The following is a 21,188-nucleotide window of genomic DNA, read 5'->3' as shown; positions in this document are numbered from 1 at the left end:
AACATGGCAGTGACACTGGCGGACGTCATCGAGGTACTCGACGCCGCGTACCCACCCCGTCTGGCGGAGAGTTGGGACTCGGTGGGCCTGGTGTGCGGAGATCCCGAAGCTGTTGTGCAGCAGGTTGTCTACACGGTCGACGTCACCGATGCAGTGGTCGATGACGCCATCGCCCGGGGTGCCGATCTCATCGTGGCCCACCATCCCTTACTGCTCAAAGGGGTCGACACCGTCGCGGCCGACACCCCGAAGGGCTCGGTGATCCACCGCCTGATCAAGGCCGACTGCGCGCTGTTCACCGCCCACACCAACGCCGACTCCGCCGATCCCGGGGTGTCGGATGCACTCGCGTCCGCGCTCGGGGTGATCGACACCCGGCCACTCGATCCCATTCCTTCCCCCTCGCACGACAAGTGGGTGGTCTTCGTGCCGACCTCCGACTCGGCCGCGGTGCGACAGGCCATGTTCGACGCCGGAGCCGGGCAGATCGGCGATTACAGCGAAGCGAGCTGGCAGAGTGCGGGTCTCGGCCAATTCCGTCCTGGGCCGAATGCGCACCCGACGCTCGGTGTTCTGGGAGAGGTGCACACCGAGGCGGAGGATCGCATCGAAGTTGTTGCCCCCCAAGGGGCACGTGCTCAATTGCTTTCGGCGATGCGTCGGGCACACCCGTACGAGGAGCCCGCGTTCGACGTCTTCGAGTCCGCGGCTCTACCGTCGTGCACCGGCCTGGGGCGCATCGGAAAGTTGCCGAATCCCATGACACTCGCCGAATTCACCGACGTCGTGCGCGACGCGTTGCCCACCACGACGTGGGGAGTGCGTGCTGCAGGAAATCCGGAGGCCACGGTCTCTGTGGTTGCGATGTGCGGGGGAGCGGGTGACTCGTTCCTTTCCGCGGTGGCGGGGACCGATGCCGATGTGTACGTCACCTCGGATCTGCGCCACCACCCTGTCGACGAGCATCTGCGCGCGGGTGGGCCTGCGGTGATCGACACCGCGCACTGGGCGTCGGAGTTCCCGTGGTGTGAGCAGGCACGAGGCATCGTCGACGCCGCATTCGGTGACACCGACGGGTGGAGCAGCCGGGTCACTGACGTGCGTACGGACCCTTGGACGCTGTGACCGGTGAACCCGCGACAGGCGGTCGGAGCCGATCCGGCTTTCTCGGTTTCGAGCAGCCGGTAGGGTTATCCATTACCAACTTCCATAGTCGCAGGAGTCATCAAGCGTGAACGTCGATCCCAAAGTCCAGGCCTCGCTGCTCGAATTGGCCGGTGTGGATACCGAACTCTCGCAGATCGCCCACCGCCGTAAGAGCCTCCCCGAGCAGCAGGAGGTGGACAAGCTCGAGACCGAGCGCATTACCCGAAAGGATGCCGCGGTGACGGTGCAGATCTCGATGGACGATCTCGACCGGGACAGTCGCAAACTCGAGGGCGAGGTCGACGCGGTTCGCCAGCGCGAGGCCCGCGACAAGAAGATGCTCGAGAGTGGCACCATCGCCCCGAAGCAGATGACCGAACTCCAGCACGAGCTCGGCAGCCTCGAACGGCGCCAGGGGATCCTCGAAGAAGAACTGCTCGAGGTCATGGAACAGCGTGAGGCCAGTGAGCGGGACTACGAGCACGCCGGTGCGCAGCTGACGCAGATCGAAGACGAATTGGTCGACGCGGGCCGTCGCCGCGACGACGCCGTCGCGGACCTCGATGTCGCGGAGAAGCGTAGCGCCGAGCGCCGCGAGTCGTTGGCCTCGGGATTGCCCGCGGATCTGCTTGCGCTCTACGAGAAGCAGCGAGCGCTCACCGGCCGTGGTGCGGCGCTGCTGCAGGCTCGCCGCTGTGGAGCGTGCCGAATCGAACTCGATCGCAACGAGATCGCGAGCATCGCCAACAAGCCCGCGGATGCTTTGATTCGTTGCTCCGAGTGCAACGCAATTCTGGTGCGCACCAAGGAATCCGGAATTTGAGCCCGGTATCGAGGGTCGTCGCCGAGGCCGACGGAGGGTCGCGCGGTAACCCCGGCCCGGCCGGGTACGGCGCTGTGGTGTTCAGCGCCGATCGCTCGCAGGTGCTCGCCGAGCGTCGGGCATCGCTCGGCGTGGCCACCAACAACGTCGCCGAGTACAACGGACTGATCGCGGCATTGACTGCGGCTCGTGATGTCGGAGCTCGCGAGGTGGCCGTCCGTATGGACTCCAAGCTCGTCGTCGAACAGATGTGCGGGCGCTGGAAAGTGAAGCACCCGGACATGATTCCGCTTCAGCGCGCAGCTGCTGAACTGGCTCGCCACTTCGACTCCGTCACCTACGAATGGATTCCGCGCTCGCAGAATTCACACGCCGACGCACTGGCGAACGAGGCGATGGACGCAGCTGCCGAAGGTGTGGACCTGTCGGAATTGCCCGACGCCGAGCCGGTTGCGAAGAAGACCGAGTCGCCCGGGTGGACCGGCGCGATGGGGGAGCCGGCTCGCCTGCTGTTGCTGCGTCACGGCCAGACCCCCATGTCGGTCGACCGGCGATACTCCGGTCGCGGAAATCCGGATCTGACCGAGCTGGGTCGACGTCAAGCCGATTCTGCGGCAACGGTTCTCGGTTCACGTACCGATATCGACGCCATCGTTGCCTCGCCGCTCGCGCGCGCTCAGCAGACCGCCGCAGCGACGGCCGACCGCCTGGGATTGCCCGTCACCACCGTCGACGGTCTCATCGAGACCGACTTCGGCGACTGGGAAGGGCTCACGTTCACCGAGGCCATGGAACGCCACCCCGAGGGCCACAAGGCGTGGCGAGGTGATACCTCCGTCGCACCGCCGAACGGGGAGAGCTTCGACGCGGTGCGCGTGCGCATCGAAGCAACCCGCGATCAGTTGCTCGCCGAGTACGCCGGAAAAACCCTTCTGGTAGTCACCCACGTCACCCCGATCAAGATGCTGCTGCAACTCGCACTCGACGTCGGCCCGTCGCTGCTGTATCGACTGCACCTCGATCTCGCGTCGCTGAGTATCGCCGAGTTCTACCCCGACGGCGGGGCTTCGGTGCGATTGGTGAACGACACCTCGCACTTGGCGCGCCTGGCCTGATCGTTTTTCGGAGCATCTCAGGAGGGCGCGGTTCGTATGTCCGAGAACAGTATTCGCGAGCCTGGGGCGGCCCGCTGGATTGTCTCGGCATCGTTCGCATCGGCCGTTGCCGGTCTGGCAGTCGCGTTCGGGTGGCGGTACGGGGTGACGCGGAGTTGGCTCGATGCGGATGCGCCACCGCCTGTGAATCCGAGTGACACCGGGTACTTTCGCGTGTACGACTACGTGCAGTACGTGTCGGGACCGACATGGTGGCCGATCACGTGGGTCGCTCCGGTTGCCGCTCTTGTGGTCGGGACCGTCGTCTCGGTCACTCTCGGACGGCTCCGTCTCGGCCGAAGGACCGGTCGGCTGACGCTGGTGGTGGCCCCACTCGCGGCGGGAAGCATCGTCGGCGCGGGGGCAGCATGGTGGGCTCGGAGCGAACCTCCCGAGATCCGCGTCAGGATGGTCGCGGACCCCTATTTCGACGACCTCGGGCCGACCGGCGCTGCGCGTCTGGACATCTACGGCGGTCCGCCGTTGTTCGACACCGGGCATGCGGGGCTGCTGTTGCCGGTGCTGGGAGCGGTGATCGGTGCCGCGGTGTTCGGTGTGGGGCTGGCGGTCTCGACACTCCGCACACGACGCTTGATCTGACTCCGCGCCGATTTTCGAGCAGGTTTGCCGACGGCCTTACCCGGCAGCTGTCGGGACTCGCCTGTTCGGTTCACGAGCCGTGTATCGAGGGTCAAATCTGCAGCGCGAGCCATAAGCCCGCCACGGCACCGACGATCGTCAGCGGCGTCGTGATGACGCCCAGCACGGTGAAAGTCCGCAGATCTGCCGGCTCGTCGTTGGCCGATGCGACGCGTCGCCACAGCATGATTGCCAGCGAGCCGACGTAGGTCAGGTTGGGGCCGAGGTTCACCCCGATCACCATGGCCAACAACAGCGCCGGGGGAGCGTCGGCCCCGAAGGCGGCCAGTAGCAGCAGCGTCGCGGGCAGGTTGTTGACGATGTTCGACGCCACCGCCGCGATGGCGGCCGCGGCCAAGAGCGACATGAAAGTGGTGTCGGACGGCAGGATTCGCGCGAGCCAGTCGCCGATCGGGCCTGTCGTGACTCCGAGCACGACGATGCCGAGCAAGAAGACGAAGCCACAGAACGGCAGGTCGGCACCGCGCAGAATGGCGCGAGGCGTGGTGCGCTGACCTCGCAGTGCCGGGATCGCGAGTGCCACCGACCCCACTGCCGCCACCCAGAACGGTTCGATGTCGAACAGGCCTGCCACTGCGAAGCCGATGAGTGTCGCGGCGAGGATGACGAGAGTGATCCGCGGTGCGGGGACGTCGTCGGCGTTCTGCTGGGTCAAGTTCTCTGGCGGTGTGGCGGTGCAGCTCAGATCCTTGCGGAACAAGATCAGGAACACAGCCAACTCGATGACCACCGCGAATATCCAGGGCAGGGCCATCAGAGCGGTGAAGTGCAGGAAGGTCAGTCCGGTCGCTGCGAAGGCGAGCAGGTTGGTCAAGTTCGACACGGGCAGCAGCGTCGACGCCGAATTGGACAGGTGCGCAGTGGCGTAACTGTGGGGGCGAGCAGACATTCCGAGTAATCGAGCAGCGCCGATGATGGCCGGCGTCAGCAGAACCACGGTGGCGTCGAGACTGAGGACTGCCGTGGTCGATGCGGCTGCTGCGAACACCAGGGTCAGCAGTCTGCGTGGGCTGCTCTTCGCGCCTCGTCGTAGCTTCGCCGCGATCCAGGTGAATACGCCGAGCGCGTCCGAGAGATGCGCCAGGATCAGGATGAACGCCAGGAACACGACGGTGGGAGCGAGTTCGAGTACTTGCTCGCGCGCAGCGTCGAGGCTGACGAGGCCGACAAGCAAAACGACCGCCGCGGCGGGCAGTGCGGCGACGATCTCGGGGAGACCGCGGGGGCGAACGATGGCGAAGGCGAGCACAGCAGCGACCAATGCCGCGGCGAGAACGGTCACGCGAGAATCTTCACGAGCGTGCGAACGTTTCGCGTCGTGGTCGTGGCCTTGTACTTCGCTTTGGCCGTGGCTTTCCCGAACGTGCTGTCGGTGGTGTTGCCCTTGCGCACCTCCCAGTAGAGCACGCTGTTCCCCTCGGCGATTCTTTCGAGCTCGGGGTCGAGTTCGTCTGCAAGAGCGGACAATTCGGTCACATGGCTATCATCGCTACCGAACACGACATAAGGATGCCAGCCATCCCGTTCGGCGTCGAACGGGTAGGACGCCACTATGGCCCGAAGTGTCGGCACGTCCAGCACGACAACCCAGGCCTGGTACCCGAACGCCTGGGCCAGTGTGTTCTCCGCCTGTGCCTTCACCTCGGCGGCGGTCAGCGGGGAGCCGAGCAGGACGTTGCCGGTCGCCAGAACGGTGCGGACATTCGTGAAGCCGGCCGATGTCAGAGCGGTACGGAGATCGGCCATCTTGATGTTGATGCCGCCGACGTTGATGCCGCGCAGCAACACGACCCATTCACTCATGGGAGGAACTGTAATGAAGTGCTCGGCAATCGCCCTTGAGTAAGTAGTTAGTAACCAGTAACTTAGTGGCCATGGCGCAGCGAGCACGGATGACTGGACCCGACCGTCGCGAGCAGATCCTGCGGATCGCAGCGGAAGAGTTCGCGACGGCCGGACTCCACGGCGGTTCGACCGAGGCGATCGCCCGCACAGCCGGGATCACCCAGGCCTACATATTTCGGATATTCGGAACCAAGAAAGCGCTGTTCTCCGAATTGGTCGTCGCGTCCTTCGATCGGTTGGCGGACGGAATGCGCGAAGCGGCGGGTACGGACACCGGGCAACGGGCGTTGGCGTCGATGGGGGAGCGCTACTACACCATGCTCGAGGATCGAACCTCACTGTTGCTGCAACTACAAGGGATCGCTGCATGTGGCGATCCCGAGGTCCGGGACGCGGTGCGGGCCGGCTTCGGCCGGATGTGGAACATCGTTGCGGAGGTCACCGGACTCGATGCCGTGACCGTGAAAGCATTTCTCGCGTTCGGCATGCTGCTCAACAGTGGTGCGGCCCTGCAGATCGACGACGTCGACGCACCATGGGCGAACGGAGTGGGCACTCGTATCCAGGCCGGATTGTTCGACCACATCACGAGCGATACGAACCGATGACCGCCGACGCCGAGTGCCGCGACTCGCGACTGCTCGTGCCTTCGCTGGTGTTCGTCGGAGTGGTCGTGGCCGCCGTCGGCAGCCTCGGTGCTCCGTTGATCACCAGTGTTGCAACCACATTCGATGTGTCGCTGTCGAGCGCGCAGTGGACGTTGACGGTGGCGCTGTTGACGGGTGCCGTCACGACACCGATTCTGGGCCGTCTCGGATCGGGCCCGCATCGAAGGGCAGCGATTCTCGGGACACTCGGCGTGGTGTCGGTCGGAGGAGTTCTGACCGCACTCCCACTGTCCTTCACCTGGTTGCTCCTCGGCCGAGCGGCACAGGGAGTGGGGCTCGCGCTGACCTCGATGCTGATGGGAGTTGCCCGAGATCATCTGTCCGACAGACGCTCTGGATCGACCATCGCATTGCTGTCGGTTGCATCGACAGCGGGTGTCGGTGTGGGCTACCCGTTGTCCGGGTTTCTGACCGACCACGGTGGGATTCGCGCCGCGTACGGTTTCGGTGCTGCTCTGACGGTCATGGCTCTGGCTGTTGCTGTGAAGGCGATTCCGCCCTCGCCCCAGAAGCGTTCGACCGGTATCGACGTTCCCGGTGCACTGCTGCTTGCTGTCGCTCTCTCCCTGGTGCTGATTCTCGTCAGTGAGACTGGGCTGTGGACGAGCCACCCACGGGCGGTGGGGACACTGGCGACAGCCGCGGTCGTCGGTGCGGGCATGTGGGTCCTCGTCGAACTCAGGAGCTCGGCACCGCTCGTCGATCTCCGGTTGCTCCGCCGTCGGGCCGTGGTCGGAGCGAACGGAGCGATGTTCCTTGGCGGCATCGGCATGTATCTCCTGCTCACCATCGTGACGCGATTCGCTCAGACGCCTGCCGGTGCCGGATACGGCTTCGGGCTCGACGTCTTCACGGCCGGACTGGTCCTGGTTCCGTTCTCCGTTTCCGGGTTTCTCGCGGGCAAGCTGGTTCCCCACGCACTACGTCGGGTGGGGTCCGCCCACGCTCTGACGTTCAGCGGACTCGTAGTTCTCGGAGCCCTCGCCCTGTTCGCTGGAACCCGCACCAGCGTTCTGGAACTCTGTGCGGCGATGGCTGTTCTGGGCTTCGGCGTCGGGAGTTTCTCGGCTGCGCTGCCTGCCGTCGTCCTATCGGTCGTCCCTCCCGAGGAGACGTCGAGTGCCATGAGCATCAACCAGGTGGTGCGCAGTGTCGGGTTCGCGTTCGGTAGCGCGCTCGGTGGTCTCGTCCTGGCCGCTGGAACGAGCACCGGTTCCGCCTTTCCGATGGAAGGGTCGTATACGTCGGCTGCCTTGGTTGGTGTGGCCGTCACCGCTGCTGCGGTCGTCACCAGTGCAACCGTTCTTCGTGGTCGGGCAGGCACCGGGCCCGTCATGCGAGCCGAGTAGAGTACGCAACTGCGAACGAGTTGGCCGGACGGCTGCGGCTCGGAGGACCGGCGACCGAGTGTCGTCGCGCTTCGAGCCGAGGAAAGTCCGGACTCCACAGAGCAGGGCGGTTGTTAACGGCAACCCGAGGTGACTCGCGGGACAGTGCCACAGAAAACAGACCGCCTGCGGGACGGTTCTTCGGAATCGAACTGCAGGTCAGGGTGAAACGGTGCGGTAAGAGCGCACCAGCATCCCAGGTGACTGGGATGGCTAGGTAAACCCCGCCCGGAGCAAGGTCGAAGGCTGCACCCCGAAAGTGGTGCAGCTGCGCAGGTGCTCGAGGGCTGCTCGCCCGAGCCTGCGGGTGGACTGCTCGAGGTACCCGGCAACGGTGTGCCCAGATGGATGGTCGTCCAGCCGAACCTGCGAAAGCAGGAACGGCAGACAGGATCCGGCTTACAGGCCGACTCGTTCGCACCCACTATTTCTCCCGCAGTTCTCCTGCGGCGTCGCTGCATGGGGCACACTGGAAGTCATGACCGACGACGACACCTCCTGGTACTACGACATCAGCACCAAGCAGGTCGTGCAGGGCAAGCAGACCAACGCCCTCGACCGCATGGGCCCGTATCCGGACAAGGCCACCGCTGAACAGGCGCTGAAGATCGCCGCGGCGCGCAACAAGGCTGCCGATTCCGACGACGACTGGAACAACTGACGGTGCTGCTCACCCGGCTGAGGGCCCCGGGCTTCGACTTCGAGGCCATCAGATCCGAGTTCGCACTCACCGAAGCATTCGACGCAGACGCGATGCGCGAGGCGGTCGAAGCCCGAGACCTGCACGCCGACAGCAGGATCGACCGCACCGACATCCCGTTCGTGACCATCGACCCACCCGGTTCGAAGGACCTCGACCAAGCCGTACACATCGAGAAGACGTCCAACGGTTTGGTGGTGCACTATGCGATCGCCGACGTGGGCGCACTGGTGACGCCCGGGGGAGCGCTCGACACCGAGACCCGTCGACGCGGCCAGACGTTCTACCTTCCCGACGGGTCCGTGCCGCTGCATCCGCGAGAGCTGTCGGAGGGTTCGGGCAGTTTGCTGGAGGGGCGGACTCGCTGCGCCGCGCTGTGGACCATCGAACTCGACGACGTCGGCGAGGCGGCCGCGTGGACGGTCACCCGCGCGCTCGTTCGATCGACCGCCCGGCTCGACTACGCCGCAGTGCAAGCCGATGTCGACGCGGGGGCACCGCATCCGTCCATCGCAGCGCTGGCCGAGTTCGGGGCCCAGCGCGCAGCTGCAGCCAGACGGCGCGGAGCCGTCGACATCACGCTTCCCGAACAGGAAGTGGTTCCCGACGGGCGGGGTTGGCGCACCGTCCTGCAGCCACGCACTGCAGTGGACGGGTGGAACGCCGAGGTGTCGCTGCTGACGGGAATGTGCGCCGCCAGAATCATGCTCGACGCCGGAATCGGCATCGTGCGCACCCTGCCGCCCGCCTCGTCCGAATCGGTGGACGCACTGAAGAATACCGCCGAAGCGCTCGGAATCGACTGGCCTGCAGGCGCATCCGCCGGTGCCGTACTGGCAGGCCTGCCCACCGACGAGCCGTCGACGCTGGCGATGATGACTCGGGCGACGGGATTGCTGCGAGGTGCGGACTATCTCGCGTTCGACCGTACGACCGACCCCGTCGACGGCGATGAGTCGGTGGAACATTCGGGGATCGGCGCGCCCTATGCCCATGTGACGGCACCGCTGCGGAGGCTGTCCGACCGCTTCGCCACCGAGGTGTGCCTGGCCGTGGTCGCCGGCGCATCGGTGCCGGACTGGGCGGCGCAGGCTCTACCGGAGCTGCCCGCGATCATGCGCGGATCGGATTCTGCGGCATCGAAAGTGGACCGCGCCTGCATCGATCTCACCGAAGCACACGTGCTGAAGAATCGAGTGGGCGACAGTTTCTCTGCTGTCGTTCTGCGCGGTGCCGAGGGCAAACGTGACGCCGAGGTTTTGGTGTCGGAACCCATCGTCCTCGGAAAGTGCGACGGCGAACCACCTGCGGGGGAGTCGGTGACGGTCCGGTTGGCCCGGGCCGACACCGACTCACGCACAGTTGCCTTCGATTACGTACCCGTCACGGCCTGAGACGGTCTGTGGCCTCCACGAGGTGATGCACGATGCCCGGTTCGGCGGCAGAGTGCCCTGCGTCGTCGACGATCACGAGATCCGCTGAGGGCCAAGCCTTGTGCAGTGCCCAGGCGCTCGTTGCCGGGCACACGACGTCGTAACGGCCCTGCACGATGACTCCGGGAATGCCGTCGAGCAGGTGGGCGTCGCGGAGCAGTTGGTTCTCTTCGAGAAAGCAGTTGTTGCGGAAGTAGTGGTTCTCGATACCGGCGAATGCCAGGGCGAACCGTGGATCCGAGTTGTCCTGCACTGCATCCAATTTCGGCAGGAGGTAACTCGTCGCCGCCTCCCAGGTGGACCACGCCACCGCCGCGCGAGTTGCGGCTTCGCGGTCCTCGGACATCAATTGCCGGTGATACGCCTCGACGAGATCGCCGTCGCGCTCGTCCTCCGGAATGGGTTCGAGAAACTTCTCCCACAGATCGGGGAAGAGGTGGCCTGCCCCGCCGCCGTAGTACCAGTCGATCTCGGACGGCCGCACCAGAAATATCCCTCGCAGTACCAGCCCTCGCACGCGATCTCGGTGCGACTGCGCGTAGGCCAGCGACAACGTCGATCCCCATGATCCGCCGAACACCAACCACGTGTCGATGCTCAAGTGCTCCCGGAGCTTCTCCATGTCCGAGATCAACCGGTCGGTGGTGTTGACCGACAGATCGGCACCGTCGGCGATGTGGGGTGTCGACTGCCCGCAACCACGCTGATCGAACAACACGATTCGATAGGCCTCCGGGTCGAAGTACCGGCGCTGCAACGGATTGGTGGCACCGCCCGGACCGCCGTGCACGAACACCACCGGCGCACCGTCGGGGTTGCCCGAGACTTCCCAGTAGATCTGTTGGCCGTCACCCACATCGAGGTGTCCGGTCTCGAGAGGCGCGATCTCGGGGTAGAGGGTGCGCATACTAGAAGCCCACCAAACCGGATGCGAGGTCCGGAATGTCGAGGGATCGGATGGCCTCGTCCCGCACCTCCGAGCACGTCTCCGTCGTGATCTCGTCGACGATCGCTCGGTTCTGCACCACCTGCAGGTTGATGACACCGCTCTGCGCCGCCCAGGTCTGCACCAGGATGTTCAGCCCGCCGCGGCCCAGAGTGGGCCCCTGGACACGCCAATTGGACAGCTGCGCCTCGAGATCGGTGCACAGCTGTTGCTTCTGCGCATCGGTGATCACTGCGTCCGCAGGCGGCGCCGTGACCGTGGTGGTCGGTGCGACCGTCGTGGTCGACGACGAACCGGTGTTGGTGGTGTCGGTGCTGCATGCAGTCGCTACGACGAGAAGCGCAGCCGCGCCTGCCACTGCGACTGCGCCTCTTCCTGCGATGGACGTCGTACCCCGTCTGAGTTTCATGGCACCGAGTGTGCCACCCGAACATGGACGAGGCGAGGACGATCAGTAGCTGTGTTCGGGCCCGGGGAAGACTCCCGATCGCACCTCGGACAGGTATGTGGTGGCAGCGGTGCGCAGTGAATCGCCGACGTCGGCGAACTTCTTCACGAACTTCGCGGTCTTGCCGTTGGTGTAGCCGGCCATGTCCTGCCACACCAGAACCTGCGCGTCGCATTCGTTGCCCGCACCGATACCGACCGTCGGAATGGTCAGCTTGCGGGTGACCTGGCCGGCGATGTCGGCGGGAACCATCTCCATGACGACGGCGAACGCACCGGCCTCCTGGACTGCGATGGCGTCGGCGACAAGCTGCTCGGACGCGTCACCGCGTCCTTGGACGCGGAATCCGCCCAAGGTGTTGACGCTCTGCGGGGTGAAGCCGACGTGGGCCATCACGGGGATGCCCGCGGCAGTGATCGCGGCGATCTGAGCGGCCACGCGCTCGCCGCCCTCGAGCTTGACCGCGCCCGCGAGCCCTTCCTTCATGAACCGGACTGCGGTTTCGAGAGCCTGCTGCGGCGAGGCCTCGTAGGTGCCGAAGGGCAGATCTGCGACGACGAGAGCATGCGGTGCGCCGCGGACGACTCCACGGACCAGCGGAAGAAGTTCGTCGACGGTGATCGGCACGGTGGTGTCGTAGCCGTAGACGACGTTTGCCGCCGAGTCGCCGACGAGGAGAACAGGAACTCCGGCCTCCTCGAAGATGCGGGCGCTGGAGTAGTCGTATGCGGTGAGCATTCCCCAGCGCTCGCCGTCCGCCTTCATCTGGAGAAGGTGGTGCGTGCGGGTCTTACGGGTCAGTGCGGTGGAGGGTGCTTCCTGAGCAGATCCGCCGTACACAGCAGTGTCGGACATCTTTGTCCCTTTCTGGTCCTCGAGGCCCGCTCGGCGGGTCCCCGGGATGGGGTGTGATGACGTGCTCGAGTCTGCCACTGCACGCGACCTGCCGGAGCGCTACCGGCAGTGCAATTCGTCACACCTCGTCGAGGGCCGCGTAGTCGCGCCAACCGTTGGTGATCGGCATGCGGCGGTCGCGCCCGAACGCACGAGAGGTGACCTTGGTACCGATCGGATACTGACGCCGCTTGTACTCGGACGCGTCGACCTTGCGCAGGATGTCCGCGACCACCGCCGCGTCGAAACCGGCCGCCACGATGTCCGCAAAGCCTTGGTCGTGGTCCACGTACCGGAACAGTATGGCGTCGAGTTCGTCGTAATCGGGCAACGAGTCGGTGTCGAGTTGTCCGGGACGGAGTTCGGCGGACGGTGGTTTGTCGATGCTCGACTCGGGAATCGGTGGGATGTCCCCACGGTCGGCAGCGGACTTGTTCCGCCAGCGCGCCAGATCCCATACGAGCGACTTCGGTACATCCTTGATCGGTGCGAAGCCGCCGACGGCATCACCGTAGATCGTCGAATAGCCAACGGCCAGTTCGGATTTGTTTCCGGTCGCCAGCACCAGATGGCCGGAGGTGTTCGACAGTGCCATCAACACCATGCCCCGGCACCGTGCCTGAATGTTCTCCTCGGCCAGGCCGGTCAGGTGCAGCTGGTCGACGTAGCAGGCGACCATGTCTGCAATCGGCTCGACGCTGAAATGGATGCCGGTGCGCGACGCGAATTCCTCTGCGTCGGTGCGGGAGTGATCCGACGAGTAGGTAGAGGGCATCGATACTGCGTGTACCGCATCGCTACCGAGTGCGTCGACGGCGATGGCCGCGACCACCGCCGAGTCGATGCCGCCGGACAATCCGAGGGCGACCGACCGAAAGCCGTTCTTGTGCAAGTAGTCTCGTAGACCGGTGACCAGCGCACCCCATACCTGTTCCTCGGTGCTCGCGATCTCTGCGAGATACGGTTCGGCTCGCTGCCAGCCGGTGACGGCCGCGTCGGGGAGCGTCACCCGGTCGATGGTCCAGCCGGGTACCTCGGCCGCGTCGGGATGTGGTGCAGCCGGGGCGTCGACGTCGACGATCAGGAGATGCTCGACGAATTGGGGGGAGCGGCCCCAGGTGGAACCGTCCGGCCCGACGACGAAGCTCGCCCCGTCGAACACCAGCTCGTCCTGTCCGCCGACGACGTTGACGTAGGCGATCGGCGCTCCGGTCTCTGTTGCTCGGCGCCGGGCGATGGAGCGCCGCACCTCGTCCTTGCCCTGTTCGAAGTGGCTGGCATTGAGGCAGAGCAGCATGTCCACCCCGGCCGCGGCATAGGCAGGCACGGAGCCGCCCGGTTGCCAGATGTCTTCGCAGACAACGACACCCAGTCTCACTCCGTTGACCGCGACGATGCTCAAGCACGATCCGGGAGCGAAGTAGCGGGCCTCGTCGAACACTCGGTAGGTGGGGAGCGAATGCTTGTCGTATCGAGTCGTCACCCGCCCGTCGACGATCACCGCCGCGCTGTTCCGCGAGCCCTCGGCGTCGCGATCGAGGTAGCCGACCACCACGATGCGGTCGCCGCATCCGGCCTTGTCCAGGGCTGTCGCCAACTCGGTGAGGGCACGAACCGATGCGGCGGCGAACGACGGTCGCAGGGCCAGATCCTCGACGGGGTATCCCGTGAGCGCCATTTCGGGAAACACCACCACGTTGGCTCCGTCGTGGGCCGCGCGGACCGTCCACTCGACGATCGCCGCGGAGTTCGCGGCGAGATCACCGACGACGGAATTGATCTGGGCGAGGGCGAGTCGGAGTGCCTGCACGGCGTCCACGCTAGTGCTCCGACGGCGTCCTCGCCGGGCAGCGAGAACGAGGCGCGCTCGCAGGACCTGGCACGATCGTGGCATGAGAACGCGCACCAGGAGCACGGTCGTGGCGCTGTCCGCGGTCGCCGTGGTCCTCGCGGGCTGCTCCGGCCCCGAGCCCACAGCCACACCGGAGAACTCCGAGGCGTCGTCGCCGGCATCCGTCGCCGGTCCCATCCCTGCGGGGCTCGAGAATTTCTACACCCAGACCCTGCAGTGGGAATCCTGCGACCGGTACAACACCGACGGCAGCGAACTGGGCGGCTCCGTCGAGTGCGCGATGGTGACCGTGCCGCTCGACTACGCCGATCCCACCGGCACGACCATCGAGGTCGCCATCTCGCGGACGAAGGCGACCGGCGAGAAGATCGGCTCGATATTGATGAATCCAGGCGGGCCCGGCTCCTCGGGGCTCTACCTGGCCGAGCAGGCCGCGGGCACCACCGTGACCGATCGCTTCGACCGGATCGGCTTCGACCCACGCGGAATCGGCGCATCCGAGCCGGAAGTGCGGTGCCTGACGTCCGAGGAGGTCGACCAGGAACGTCGCGAACCGGATGTGGACGTCAGCCCCGAAGGCATCGCAGCGACCGAGGCCGAACACCGTGACTACGCCGAGAACTGCGTCGAGCGGACGGGGACGGATGTGCTCGAGCACGTCGGTACCCGGGAAGTGGTGCGCGACATGGACGTCATTCGAGCGGTTCTGGGCGACGAGAAGCTGACCTACATCGGCTACTCCTACGGGACCCGGATCGGGACCGCGTACGCGGAGGAGTTCCCGTCGAACGTGCGCGCGATGGTGCTCGACGGCGCGCTCGATCCCGACCAGTCACCCGTCGACGAGGCCGTCGCCCAGGGTGCGGCGTTCCAGACCGCGTTCGACGAGTTCGCCACGGACTGCGCACAGACCGAGACCTGCCCGCTCGGCACCGACCCGGCGCAGGCCGTCGAGCAGTTCCGATCGCTGGTCGACCCCCTGATCGACCGGCCGGCCGAGACGACCGACCCCCGCGGGCTCAGCTACGACGATGCGATCACCGGTGCTCAGCAGGCGCTGTACTCGCAGCAGCTGTGGCGTCTGCTGCGGGCCGGCTTGAACGAATTGGGCGACGGTCGGGGCGACACCCTGCTCCGACTCGCCGACACCTACTCCGGACGGCTGGAGGACGGCAGCTACACCAACATCGACGACGCGTTCAACGCCGTTCGATGCGTCGACGGCCCGCCGACCACCGATCGCGCAGAGGCCGACGAGGCGGACGCCAGGTTCCGTGCGGCCGCGCCGTATCTCGACGACGGCCGGGCGACGGGCAACGCGCCGCTCGACCTGTGTGCCTTCTGGCCGGTGCCGAACACGAGTAATCCGCATATCGTCGACGTGGAGGGACTGCCGACGCTGGTGGTCGTCTCGACGACCAACGATCCGGCCACGCCCTATCAGGCGGGGGTGGAGTTGGCTGCGCAGCTGCGCGCAGATCTGGTGACCTACGAGGGCACCCAGCACACGGTCGCCTTCTCGGGCGTCGAGTGCGTCGACGATCCGTTGGTGAACTATCTCGTCGATCTGGTTCCGCCGGAGGACGGATTACGGTGCTGACGTGCTACCTCACGCCCTGAAAAGTAGGCAGAGAGTTTCACGAAGTGAGACCGAATTCACGATGTAACACAGATTTAACTCCGTTTGCTTACTCTCGCGTTCATGGATCGTCAAAAGGAATTCGTGCTCCGGACCCTCGAAGAGCGCGACATTCGTTTCGTCCGCCTCTGGTTCACCGACGTTCTCGGGTACCTCAAGTCGGTGGCCATCGCCCCCGCCGAGCTCGAAGGGGCATTCGACGAGGGAATCGGTTTCGACGGTAGCGCCATCGAAGGATTCGCCCGTGTCTCCGAGGCCGACACCGTGGCCAAGCCCGATCCGTCGACGTTCCAGATTCTGCCCTGGTCCACCAGCAAGGGTCACCAGCACTCCGCGCGGATGTTCTGCGACATCGCCATGCCCGACGGCTCGCCGTCCTGGGCCGACTCGCGCCACGTGCTGCGGCGCCAGTTGAGTAAGGCCGCAGACCTCGGGTTCAGCTGCTACGTGCACCCCGAGATCGAATTCTTCCTGCTCAAGGACGTCCCGCAGGACGGCTCACCGCCGACCCCCGCAGACAACGGCGGCTACTTCGATCAGGCCGTGCACGACTCGGCCCCGAACTTCCGCAGGCACGCCATCGACGCGCTGGAGTCGATGGGAATCTCGGTCGAGTTCAGCCACCACGAGGCCGCACCGGGCCAGCAGGAGATCGATCTCCGCTACGCCGATGCACTGTCGATGGCCGACAACATCATGACCTTCCGCTACGTGGTCAAGGAAGTTGCCATCGAGGAGGGTGTGCGCGCGACGTTCATGCCCAAGCCGTTCAGCGACCAGGCCGGCTCGGCGATGCACACCCACATGAGCTTGTTCGAGGGCGACGCCAACGCCTTCCACAACCCGGACGATCCGATGCAGCTGTCCGAGACCGGCAAGTCCTTCATCGCCGGCATCCTCGAGCACGCCAACGAGATCAGCGCCGTGACCAACCAGTGGGTCAACTCCTACAAGCGGCTGGTGCGTGGCGGCGAGGCACCGACCGCCGCGTCGTGGGGACCGGCGAATCGCTCGGCCCTGATCCGCGTGCCGATGTACACCCCGAACAAGGCATCCTCGCGTCGCGTCGAGATCCGGAGCCCCGACTCCGCCTGCAACCCGTACCTGGCGTTCGCGGTGCTGCTCGCGGCCGGCCTTCGCGGAATCGAGAAGGGCTACACCCTTCCGCCCGAGGCCGAGGAAGACGTCTGGGCGTTGACCTCCGCCGAGCGTCGCGCCATGGGCTACAAGGAGCTGCCGGGCAACCTCGATCAGGCACTGAACGCGATGGAAGGCTCCGAACTGGTCGCCGAAGCATTGGGCGAGCACGTCTTCGACTTCTTCCTCCGCAACAAGCGTCGCGAGTGGGAGGAATACCGCAGCCACGTCACGCCGTACGAGCTGAAGGCCTACCTGGGTCTTTAACGGCACGGCGTCGTCATGGGCTACGTTCTAGTCGATCCTTCAATGGTAGTTCCGATGCCGACGCGAGCGCCTTCGCGTTGCTGTGCACTGACGACGAGGTAAACCTGTGGCACCCCGAGGTGGATTCTGATGGTGCGTCCTCCGACCTCCAGATCCGTCGTTCCCGGACCGGGCCGTCTCGGCCTCGTCGAAGAAACTGCGCCGTCCGACCTGCGCACCCTCGGCTGGACGGGGGAAGAAAGCCTCGAGCTGCTGTGGTCGCTCTCGCGCGCGCCGAACGCGGACCTCGCTCTACGCACCCTGGTGCGGATGTACGAGTTGCTCGGTGCCGCGTGGACGGAATTCGATACTGCACTGCGCACCGACAAGGGATTCCGTGGCCGCATCCTCGGTCTCGTCGGCGCTTCGAGTGCGCTCGCCGATCATCTCGTGGCCGACGACAGCACCTGGCGTCTGCTGTTGACCAAGGAAGGTCAGAGCAGCGGGGTGTCGGCGAAGATCGAGCTCCCCACCAAGGCCACCCTGGTCGCGGAACTGCTCGAGGCAGTGGGGGCCGAGCCCGAGACCGGGCCCAATGCCGCACCGGACCTGTACCGCGCGTCGCTCACCGGACCGCCCGCCGTGATCGCGCTGCGCAAGAAGTACCGCGACCAGATCATGGTGTTGGCCGCCTACGACCTCGCCGCGACGGTAGAGAACGAGCCCGTCCTGCCGTACACGGTGGTCGGGTCGCAGCTGTCCGATATGGCCGACGCCGCGCTCACCGCAGCACTGGCAGTCGCCGTGGCCACCGTGTGCCCGGACGCCCCGTGTCCGACGCGTCTGGCCGTTGTCGCGATGGGCAAATGCGGTGCGCGCGAACTCAATTACGTCTCCGACGTCGATGTCGTGTTCGTCGCCGAGCCCGCCGACGCGCAGGCCAGCCGCATCGCCGGTGAGATGATGCGCATCGGATCCTCGGCATTCTTCGAAGTGGACGCGGCACTGCGTCCCGAGGGCAAGCGCGGCGAACTGGTCCGCACCCTGGATTCGCACGTCGCGTACTACAAGCGCTGGGCCAAGACCTGGGAGTTCCAGGCATTGCTGAAGGCCCGTCCCATGACGGGCGACATCGCGCTGGGCGACGACTACGTCGCTGCGGTCAACCCGATGGTGTGGTTGGCCAGCCAGCGCGAGGACTTCGTGCCCGAAGTGCGAGCGATGCGGCGTCGCGTCGAGGAGATGGTGCCGCCCGAACTCCGCGAGCGCGAGATCAAACTCGGACGCGGCAGCCTGCGGGACGTGGAATTCGCCGTTCAGCTCCTGCAATTGGTGCACGGTCGAACCGACGAGTCGCTGCGCGTTCTCGGCACCGTCGACGCGTTGTCGGCACTGACCGACGGTGGTTACATCGGCCGCGACGACGCTGCGAATCTGACGGCGTCCTACGAGTTTCTTCGGCTGATCGAGCACCGGCTGCAGATGCAGCGGATGCGTCGCACACACACCCTGCCTCCGCAGGACGACGAGGAAGCGCTGCGGTGGCTGGCTCGTTCGGCGCACATGCGACCGGACGGCAACCGCGATGCGCTCGGTGTGCTGAACGCCGAGATCAAGCGGAATGCGCAACGCATCAGACGGTTGCACGCGAAGCTCTTCTACCGGCCTCTGCTGGACTCGGTGGTCAAGTTCGACTCGGAGACAGTGCGATTGACCCCGGATGCCGCGACGCGTCAGCTCGCCGCACTCGGCTACGCGACCCCGCAGAACGCGTTGGGCCACCTTCGTGCGCTCGTCGGCTCGGGCACCCGTCGCGGTCAGATTCAAGCCGTGTTGCTTCCGACGCTGCTGGAATGGCTCGCCGACACACCCGATCCCGACGCCGGGCTGCTCAACTACCGCCGATTGTCGGAATCGGCGGGGGAGCAGACGTGGTTTCTGCGAGTGCTGCGCGACGAAGGAGCTGTGGCCCAGCGACTGATGATCGTGCTCGGCTCCTCGGCCTACGTACCGGACCTACTGATCAAGGCCCCCGAGGTCATTCGGTTGTTCGCCGACGGCCCCACCGGCCCGCGTCTGCTCGACGTCGAGCCGGAAGAGACCTACCGCGCCATCCTGTCGTCCTCGGCCCGCTACGAGGATCCGGTACGAGCGATCAATGCTGCCAGGGCGCTGCGGCGTCACGAACTGGCACGGGTGGCCTCGGCAGACATCCTGGGCATGCTGGACGTACCTCAGGTGTGCCGTGCGTTGTCCTCGGTATGGGCAGCGGTCATCAACGCCGCGCTTGCGGCTGCCGTCCGCGCCAGCGAGAAGGAGCGCGGTGAACCTGCTCCCGCAACTCTCGCCGTCATCGGCATGGGTCGCCTCGGCGGCGGGGAGCTCGGCTACGGCAGCGACGCGGACGTGCTGTTCGTCTGCGAACCGGTGGACGGCGTCGACGAGACCGTTGCGGTCAAGTGGGCCAACACCATTGCCGACCGCATCCGGAAGTTGCTCGGCGCGCCCAGCACCGACCCACCCCTCGAGGTCGACACCGGCCTTCGGCCCGAAGGCCGCAACGGGCCGGTGGTGCGCACCCTCGCGTCGTACGCCGCGTACTACGCGCAGTGGGCGCAGGCCTGGGAAGTCCAGGCTCTACTGCGGGCACACCAGGTGGCCGGCGATCAGGATCTCGGCATTCGGTTCCTGCTGATGGCCGACAAGGTGCGATACCCCGAGGGCGGAGTGTCCGCCGACGCGGTCCGCGAAATCAGACGCATCAAGGCGCGCATCGATTCCGAACGGCTGCCCAAGGGAGCCGACCCTGCCACCCACACCAAGCTGGGACGCGGGGGACTGGCCGATATCGAGTGGACCGTCCAGCTCATTCAGCTCAGGTACGCACACAAGGTTCTGACGCTGCACAACACGTCGACCCTGCAGTCACTCGACGCCATCGGCGCAGCCGAGCTCATGAGCGAAACCGACGTCGAATTGCTCAGGGAAGCATGGATTCTCGCGACGAAGGCACGCAACGCGCTGGTGCTGGTGCGCGGCAAGCCCACCGATCAGCTGCCGCGGCCGGGAGCTGTGCTCTCCGCAGTCGCGCAGGTGGCGGGCTGGGAGAACGGCGACGCCGGAGCGTTCCTCGACAACTACCTGCGTGTGACGCGTCGGGCAAAGGCAGTGGTGGAGAGGACCTTCGGCGGGAACTAGTCGGTCCCGACGGTGACGAATCCCTGCTGGACCATCCAGTCTCGTGCGACGTCTGCCGGCTCGCGGCCATCGATGTCCACCTGCCGGTTGAGCTCGGTGATCTCGGCGTTGGTCAACGCCGCGGAGATCGGAGCGGTGACCTCGGCGATCTCCGGGTACTGCTCGGCAATGGGCGTGCGCAGCACGACCGTGGCGTTGTAGCGGGGAAAGAAGCTCTTGTCGTCTTCGATCACTACCAGATCGAGACCTTTGATCCGGCCGTCGGTGGTGAACACCTCACCGAATGTGCACTGCGAGCCGTCGGCGGTCGCTTGATAGATGATGCCGCCCTGCAACACCTGCCGCGGAACGACATCGGGGTCGAAGCCGTAGGCAGCGGCCATGCCCGGAAACCCGTCCTGTCGTGAATTGAACTCCGTCTCCACGCAGGTCTGTGCCGCGGCGGGATCGGTCTCGGCGAGCGCGGCGTAATCCGAGAGCGTCTCGATGCCCGTCGCGTCCGCTGTTGCCCGATTCATGGCGAGCGCGTACGTGTTGTCCATAGGTGCAGGGTTGACCCACGTGAGGCCGTTGCCTGCGTCCTGGTCGCGCAAGGCCTCGAACTGCCCGGTGGCATCCGGGATAGCGGTCTCGTTCCCCAAGAAGTTGATCCACGCTGTACCCGTGTATTCGTAGGTGACGTCCACCTGCCCGGAGACCATGGCTTGGCGGGTGCTGTTGGACCCCGAAATGTTGGTGAGGTCTCGGACGTCGGCTCCGGCCGCCACCAGCCCGAATTCGAGTATGTAACCCAGGATCACCTGCTCGGTGAATTCCTTCGAGCCGACTATCAATTTTGCGCCGTCGAGCCCCGGCACGGGTTGGATACTGCCGGGTTCGACGGGCAGCGGCACTGCACTACCCGACTGCAGACCGCAACTCGTCAGTACCGTCATCACAACGCTGCACAGGGCTATCGAACCGCGTGTCGATTGCCGCGTCAGAGGATTCCTCACGGGTCGGTGCACGTAA

The 21,188-nt window shown here is 65.7% G+C and carries 18 protein-coding genes and 1 other RNA gene; 12 read left to right on the top strand and 7 right to left on the bottom strand.

Annotation, left to right across the window (positions count from 1 at the left end; all coding sequences use genetic code 11):
• Positions 1-3 precede the first annotated feature (3 nt).
• From MTX35_RS11540 to MTX35_RS11525, 4 genes are all read left to right on the top strand, one after another.
• Positions 4-1,125: a Nif3-like dinuclear metal center hexameric protein gene (locus tag MTX35_RS11540; protein WP_243595066.1), complete on the top strand. Its 1,122-nt coding sequence runs from the start codon at positions 4-6 to the stop codon at positions 1,123-1,125.
• A gap of 106 nt (positions 1,126-1,231) precedes the next feature.
• Complete coding sequence (locus MTX35_RS11535; protein ID WP_243595065.1) at positions 1,232-1,969, top strand: zinc ribbon domain-containing protein; 738 nt, start codon at positions 1,232-1,234, stop codon at positions 1,967-1,969.
• Complete coding sequence (locus tag MTX35_RS11530) at positions 1,966-3,084, top strand: bifunctional RNase H/acid phosphatase (RefSeq protein ID WP_243595064.1); 1,119 nt, start codon at positions 1,966-1,968, stop codon at positions 3,082-3,084. The genes MTX35_RS11535 and MTX35_RS11530 overlap by 4 nt, the downstream gene beginning before the upstream one ends.
• A 36-nt stretch (positions 3,085-3,120) precedes the next feature.
• Complete coding sequence (locus MTX35_RS11525; protein WP_243595063.1) at positions 3,121-3,723, top strand: hypothetical protein; 603 nt, start codon at positions 3,121-3,123, stop codon at positions 3,721-3,723.
• A 91-nt stretch (positions 3,724-3,814) separates the two neighbouring features.
• Here the strand turns inward: MTX35_RS11525 and MTX35_RS11520 are convergent, their stop codons facing one another.
• On the bottom strand, positions 3,815-5,065 hold the full coding sequence (locus MTX35_RS11520; RefSeq protein ID WP_243595062.1) for an SLC13 family permease: 1,251 nt from the start codon (positions 5,063-5,065) through the stop codon (positions 3,815-3,817).
• A complete protein-coding gene (locus MTX35_RS11515) occupies positions 5,062-5,586 on the bottom strand; it encodes a DUF1697 domain-containing protein (protein ID WP_243595061.1) in 525 nt (174 codons plus the stop codon). Before MTX35_RS11515 ends, MTX35_RS11520 begins: the two co-directional genes overlap by 4 nt.
• Before the next feature lie 89 nt (positions 5,587-5,675).
• On the opposite strand from MTX35_RS11515, the gene MTX35_RS11510 reads away from it, so the two are divergent.
• The 5 genes from MTX35_RS11510 to MTX35_RS11490 all read left to right on the top strand — a co-directional run bounded on the left by MTX35_RS11510 (position 5,676) and on the right by MTX35_RS11490 (position 9,778).
• The gene (locus tag MTX35_RS11510) at positions 5,676-6,236 is read left to right on the top strand and encodes a TetR/AcrR family transcriptional regulator (protein WP_243595060.1); all 561 of its coding nucleotides are present in this window, start codon (positions 5,676-5,678) and stop codon (positions 6,234-6,236) included.
• Entirely contained in the window at positions 6,233-7,645 is a 1,413-nt protein-coding gene (locus MTX35_RS11505; RefSeq protein WP_243595059.1) for an MFS transporter, read from the top strand. The genes MTX35_RS11510 and MTX35_RS11505 overlap by 4 nt, the downstream gene beginning before the upstream one ends.
• A gap of 16 nt (positions 7,646-7,661) precedes the next feature.
• An RNA gene (gene rnpB / locus MTX35_RS11500) (RNase P RNA component class A) lies at positions 7,662-8,102 on the top strand.
• A gap of 60 nt (positions 8,103-8,162) precedes the next feature.
• Positions 8,163-8,345 carry a hypothetical protein gene (locus MTX35_RS11495; protein WP_045194843.1) on the top strand — a complete coding sequence of 61 codons (183 nt, stop codon included), beginning with the start codon at positions 8,163-8,165 and terminating at the stop codon, positions 8,343-8,345.
• 2 nt (positions 8,346-8,347) lie between these two features.
• Entirely contained in the window at positions 8,348-9,778 is a 1,431-nt protein-coding gene (locus MTX35_RS11490) for an RNB domain-containing ribonuclease (protein WP_243595058.1), read from the top strand.
• On the opposite strand, the gene pip is transcribed toward MTX35_RS11490, so the two are convergent.
• The 4 genes from pip to MTX35_RS11470 form a co-directional block, all read right to left on the bottom strand.
• Complete coding sequence (gene pip / locus MTX35_RS11485; protein WP_243595057.1) at positions 9,768-10,724, bottom strand: prolyl aminopeptidase; 957 nt, start codon at positions 10,722-10,724, stop codon at positions 9,768-9,770. The genes MTX35_RS11490 and pip overlap by 11 nt on opposite strands.
• A 1-nt stretch (position 10,725) precedes the next feature.
• Entirely contained in the window at positions 10,726-11,172 is a 447-nt protein-coding gene (locus tag MTX35_RS11480; protein WP_243595056.1) for a hypothetical protein, read from the bottom strand.
• Between the two features lie 42 nt (positions 11,173-11,214).
• Positions 11,215-12,066, bottom strand: coding sequence for a 3-methyl-2-oxobutanoate hydroxymethyltransferase (gene panB, locus MTX35_RS11475; protein WP_243595055.1), 852 nt, complete (start codon positions 12,064-12,066; stop codon positions 11,215-11,217).
• A 118-nt stretch (positions 12,067-12,184) separates the two neighbouring features.
• Positions 12,185-13,915, bottom strand: coding sequence for an NAD+ synthase (locus tag MTX35_RS11470; protein ID WP_243595054.1), 1,731 nt, complete (start codon positions 13,913-13,915; stop codon positions 12,185-12,187).
• Positions 13,916-13,997: 82 nt separating this feature from the next.
• Here MTX35_RS11470 and MTX35_RS11465 point away from each other — a divergent pair, with 82 nt between their 5' ends.
• The 3 genes from MTX35_RS11465 to MTX35_RS11455 all read left to right on the top strand — a co-directional run bounded on the left by MTX35_RS11465 (position 13,998) and on the right by MTX35_RS11455 (position 20,177).
• Positions 13,998-15,557 carry an alpha/beta hydrolase gene (locus tag MTX35_RS11465; protein ID WP_243595053.1) on the top strand — a complete coding sequence of 520 codons (1,560 nt, stop codon included), beginning with the start codon at positions 13,998-14,000 and terminating at the stop codon, positions 15,555-15,557.
• Between the two features lie 102 nt (positions 15,558-15,659).
• Complete coding sequence (gene glnA / locus MTX35_RS11460) at positions 15,660-17,000, top strand: type I glutamate--ammonia ligase (RefSeq protein WP_243595052.1); 1,341 nt, start codon at positions 15,660-15,662, stop codon at positions 16,998-17,000.
• Positions 17,001-17,129: 129 nt separating this feature from the next.
• Complete coding sequence (locus tag MTX35_RS11455) at positions 17,130-20,177, top strand: bifunctional [glutamine synthetase] adenylyltransferase/[glutamine synthetase]-adenylyl-L-tyrosine phosphorylase (protein WP_243595051.1); 3,048 nt, start codon at positions 17,130-17,132, stop codon at positions 20,175-20,177.
• Here MTX35_RS11455 and MTX35_RS11450 read toward each other — a convergent pair.
• Positions 20,174-21,112 (bottom strand): glycine betaine ABC transporter substrate-binding protein, encoded by a 939-nt coding sequence (locus MTX35_RS11450; protein ID WP_243595050.1) that lies wholly within the window; start codon positions 21,110-21,112, stop codon positions 20,174-20,176. The two genes, MTX35_RS11455 and MTX35_RS11450, sit on opposite strands and share 4 nt — an antisense overlap.
• Between the last annotated feature and the right edge of the window lie 76 nt (positions 21,113-21,188).

The organism is Rhodococcus sp. ARC_M12 (assembly GCF_022810385.1).
In the GTDB taxonomy this organism is placed as follows: Bacteria; Actinomycetota; Actinomycetes; order Mycobacteriales; family Mycobacteriaceae; genus Rhodococcoides; species Rhodococcoides navarretei.
The sequence above is the reverse complement of the archived record's forward strand: the minus strand, read 5'-3'. Positions and strand labels throughout refer to the sequence as shown.

Excerpts from the sequence above, each read along its gene's own strand:
- glnA (WP_243595052.1), top strand. The coding sequence starts at position 15,660 with ATGGATCGTCAAAAGGAATTCGTGCTCCGGACCCTCGAAGAGCGCGAC.
- MTX35_RS11450 (WP_243595050.1), bottom strand. The coding sequence starts at position 21,112 with ATGACGGTACTGACGAGTTGCGGTCTGCAGTCGGGTAGTGCAGTGCCG.
- MTX35_RS11510 (WP_243595060.1), top strand. The coding sequence starts at position 5,676 with ATGACTGGACCCGACCGTCGCGAGCAGATCCTGCGGATCGCAGCGGAA.
- MTX35_RS11465 (WP_243595053.1), top strand. The coding sequence starts at position 13,998 with ATGAGAACGCGCACCAGGAGCACGGTCGTGGCGCTGTCCGCGGTCGCC.
- MTX35_RS11525 (WP_243595063.1), top strand. The coding sequence starts at position 3,121 with ATGTCCGAGAACAGTATTCGCGAGCCTGGGGCGGCCCGCTGGATTGTC.
- MTX35_RS11505 (WP_243595059.1), top strand. The coding sequence starts at position 6,233 with ATGACCGCCGACGCCGAGTGCCGCGACTCGCGACTGCTCGTGCCTTCG.
- panB (WP_243595055.1), bottom strand. The coding sequence starts at position 12,066 with ATGTCCGACACTGCTGTGTACGGCGGATCTGCTCAGGAAGCACCCTCC.
- MTX35_RS11515 (WP_243595061.1), bottom strand. The coding sequence starts at position 5,586 with ATGAGTGAATGGGTCGTGTTGCTGCGCGGCATCAACGTCGGCGGCATC.
- MTX35_RS11540 (WP_243595066.1), top strand. The coding sequence starts at position 4 with ATGGCAGTGACACTGGCGGACGTCATCGAGGTACTCGACGCCGCGTAC.
- MTX35_RS11495 (WP_045194843.1), top strand. The coding sequence starts at position 8,163 with ATGACCGACGACGACACCTCCTGGTACTACGACATCAGCACCAAGCAG.
- pip (WP_243595057.1), bottom strand. The coding sequence starts at position 10,724 with ATGCGCACCCTCTACCCCGAGATCGCGCCTCTCGAGACCGGACACCTC.
- MTX35_RS11455 (WP_243595051.1), top strand. The coding sequence starts at position 17,130 with ATGGTGCGTCCTCCGACCTCCAGATCCGTCGTTCCCGGACCGGGCCGT.
- MTX35_RS11480 (WP_243595056.1), bottom strand. The coding sequence starts at position 11,172 with ATGAAACTCAGACGGGGTACGACGTCCATCGCAGGAAGAGGCGCAGTC.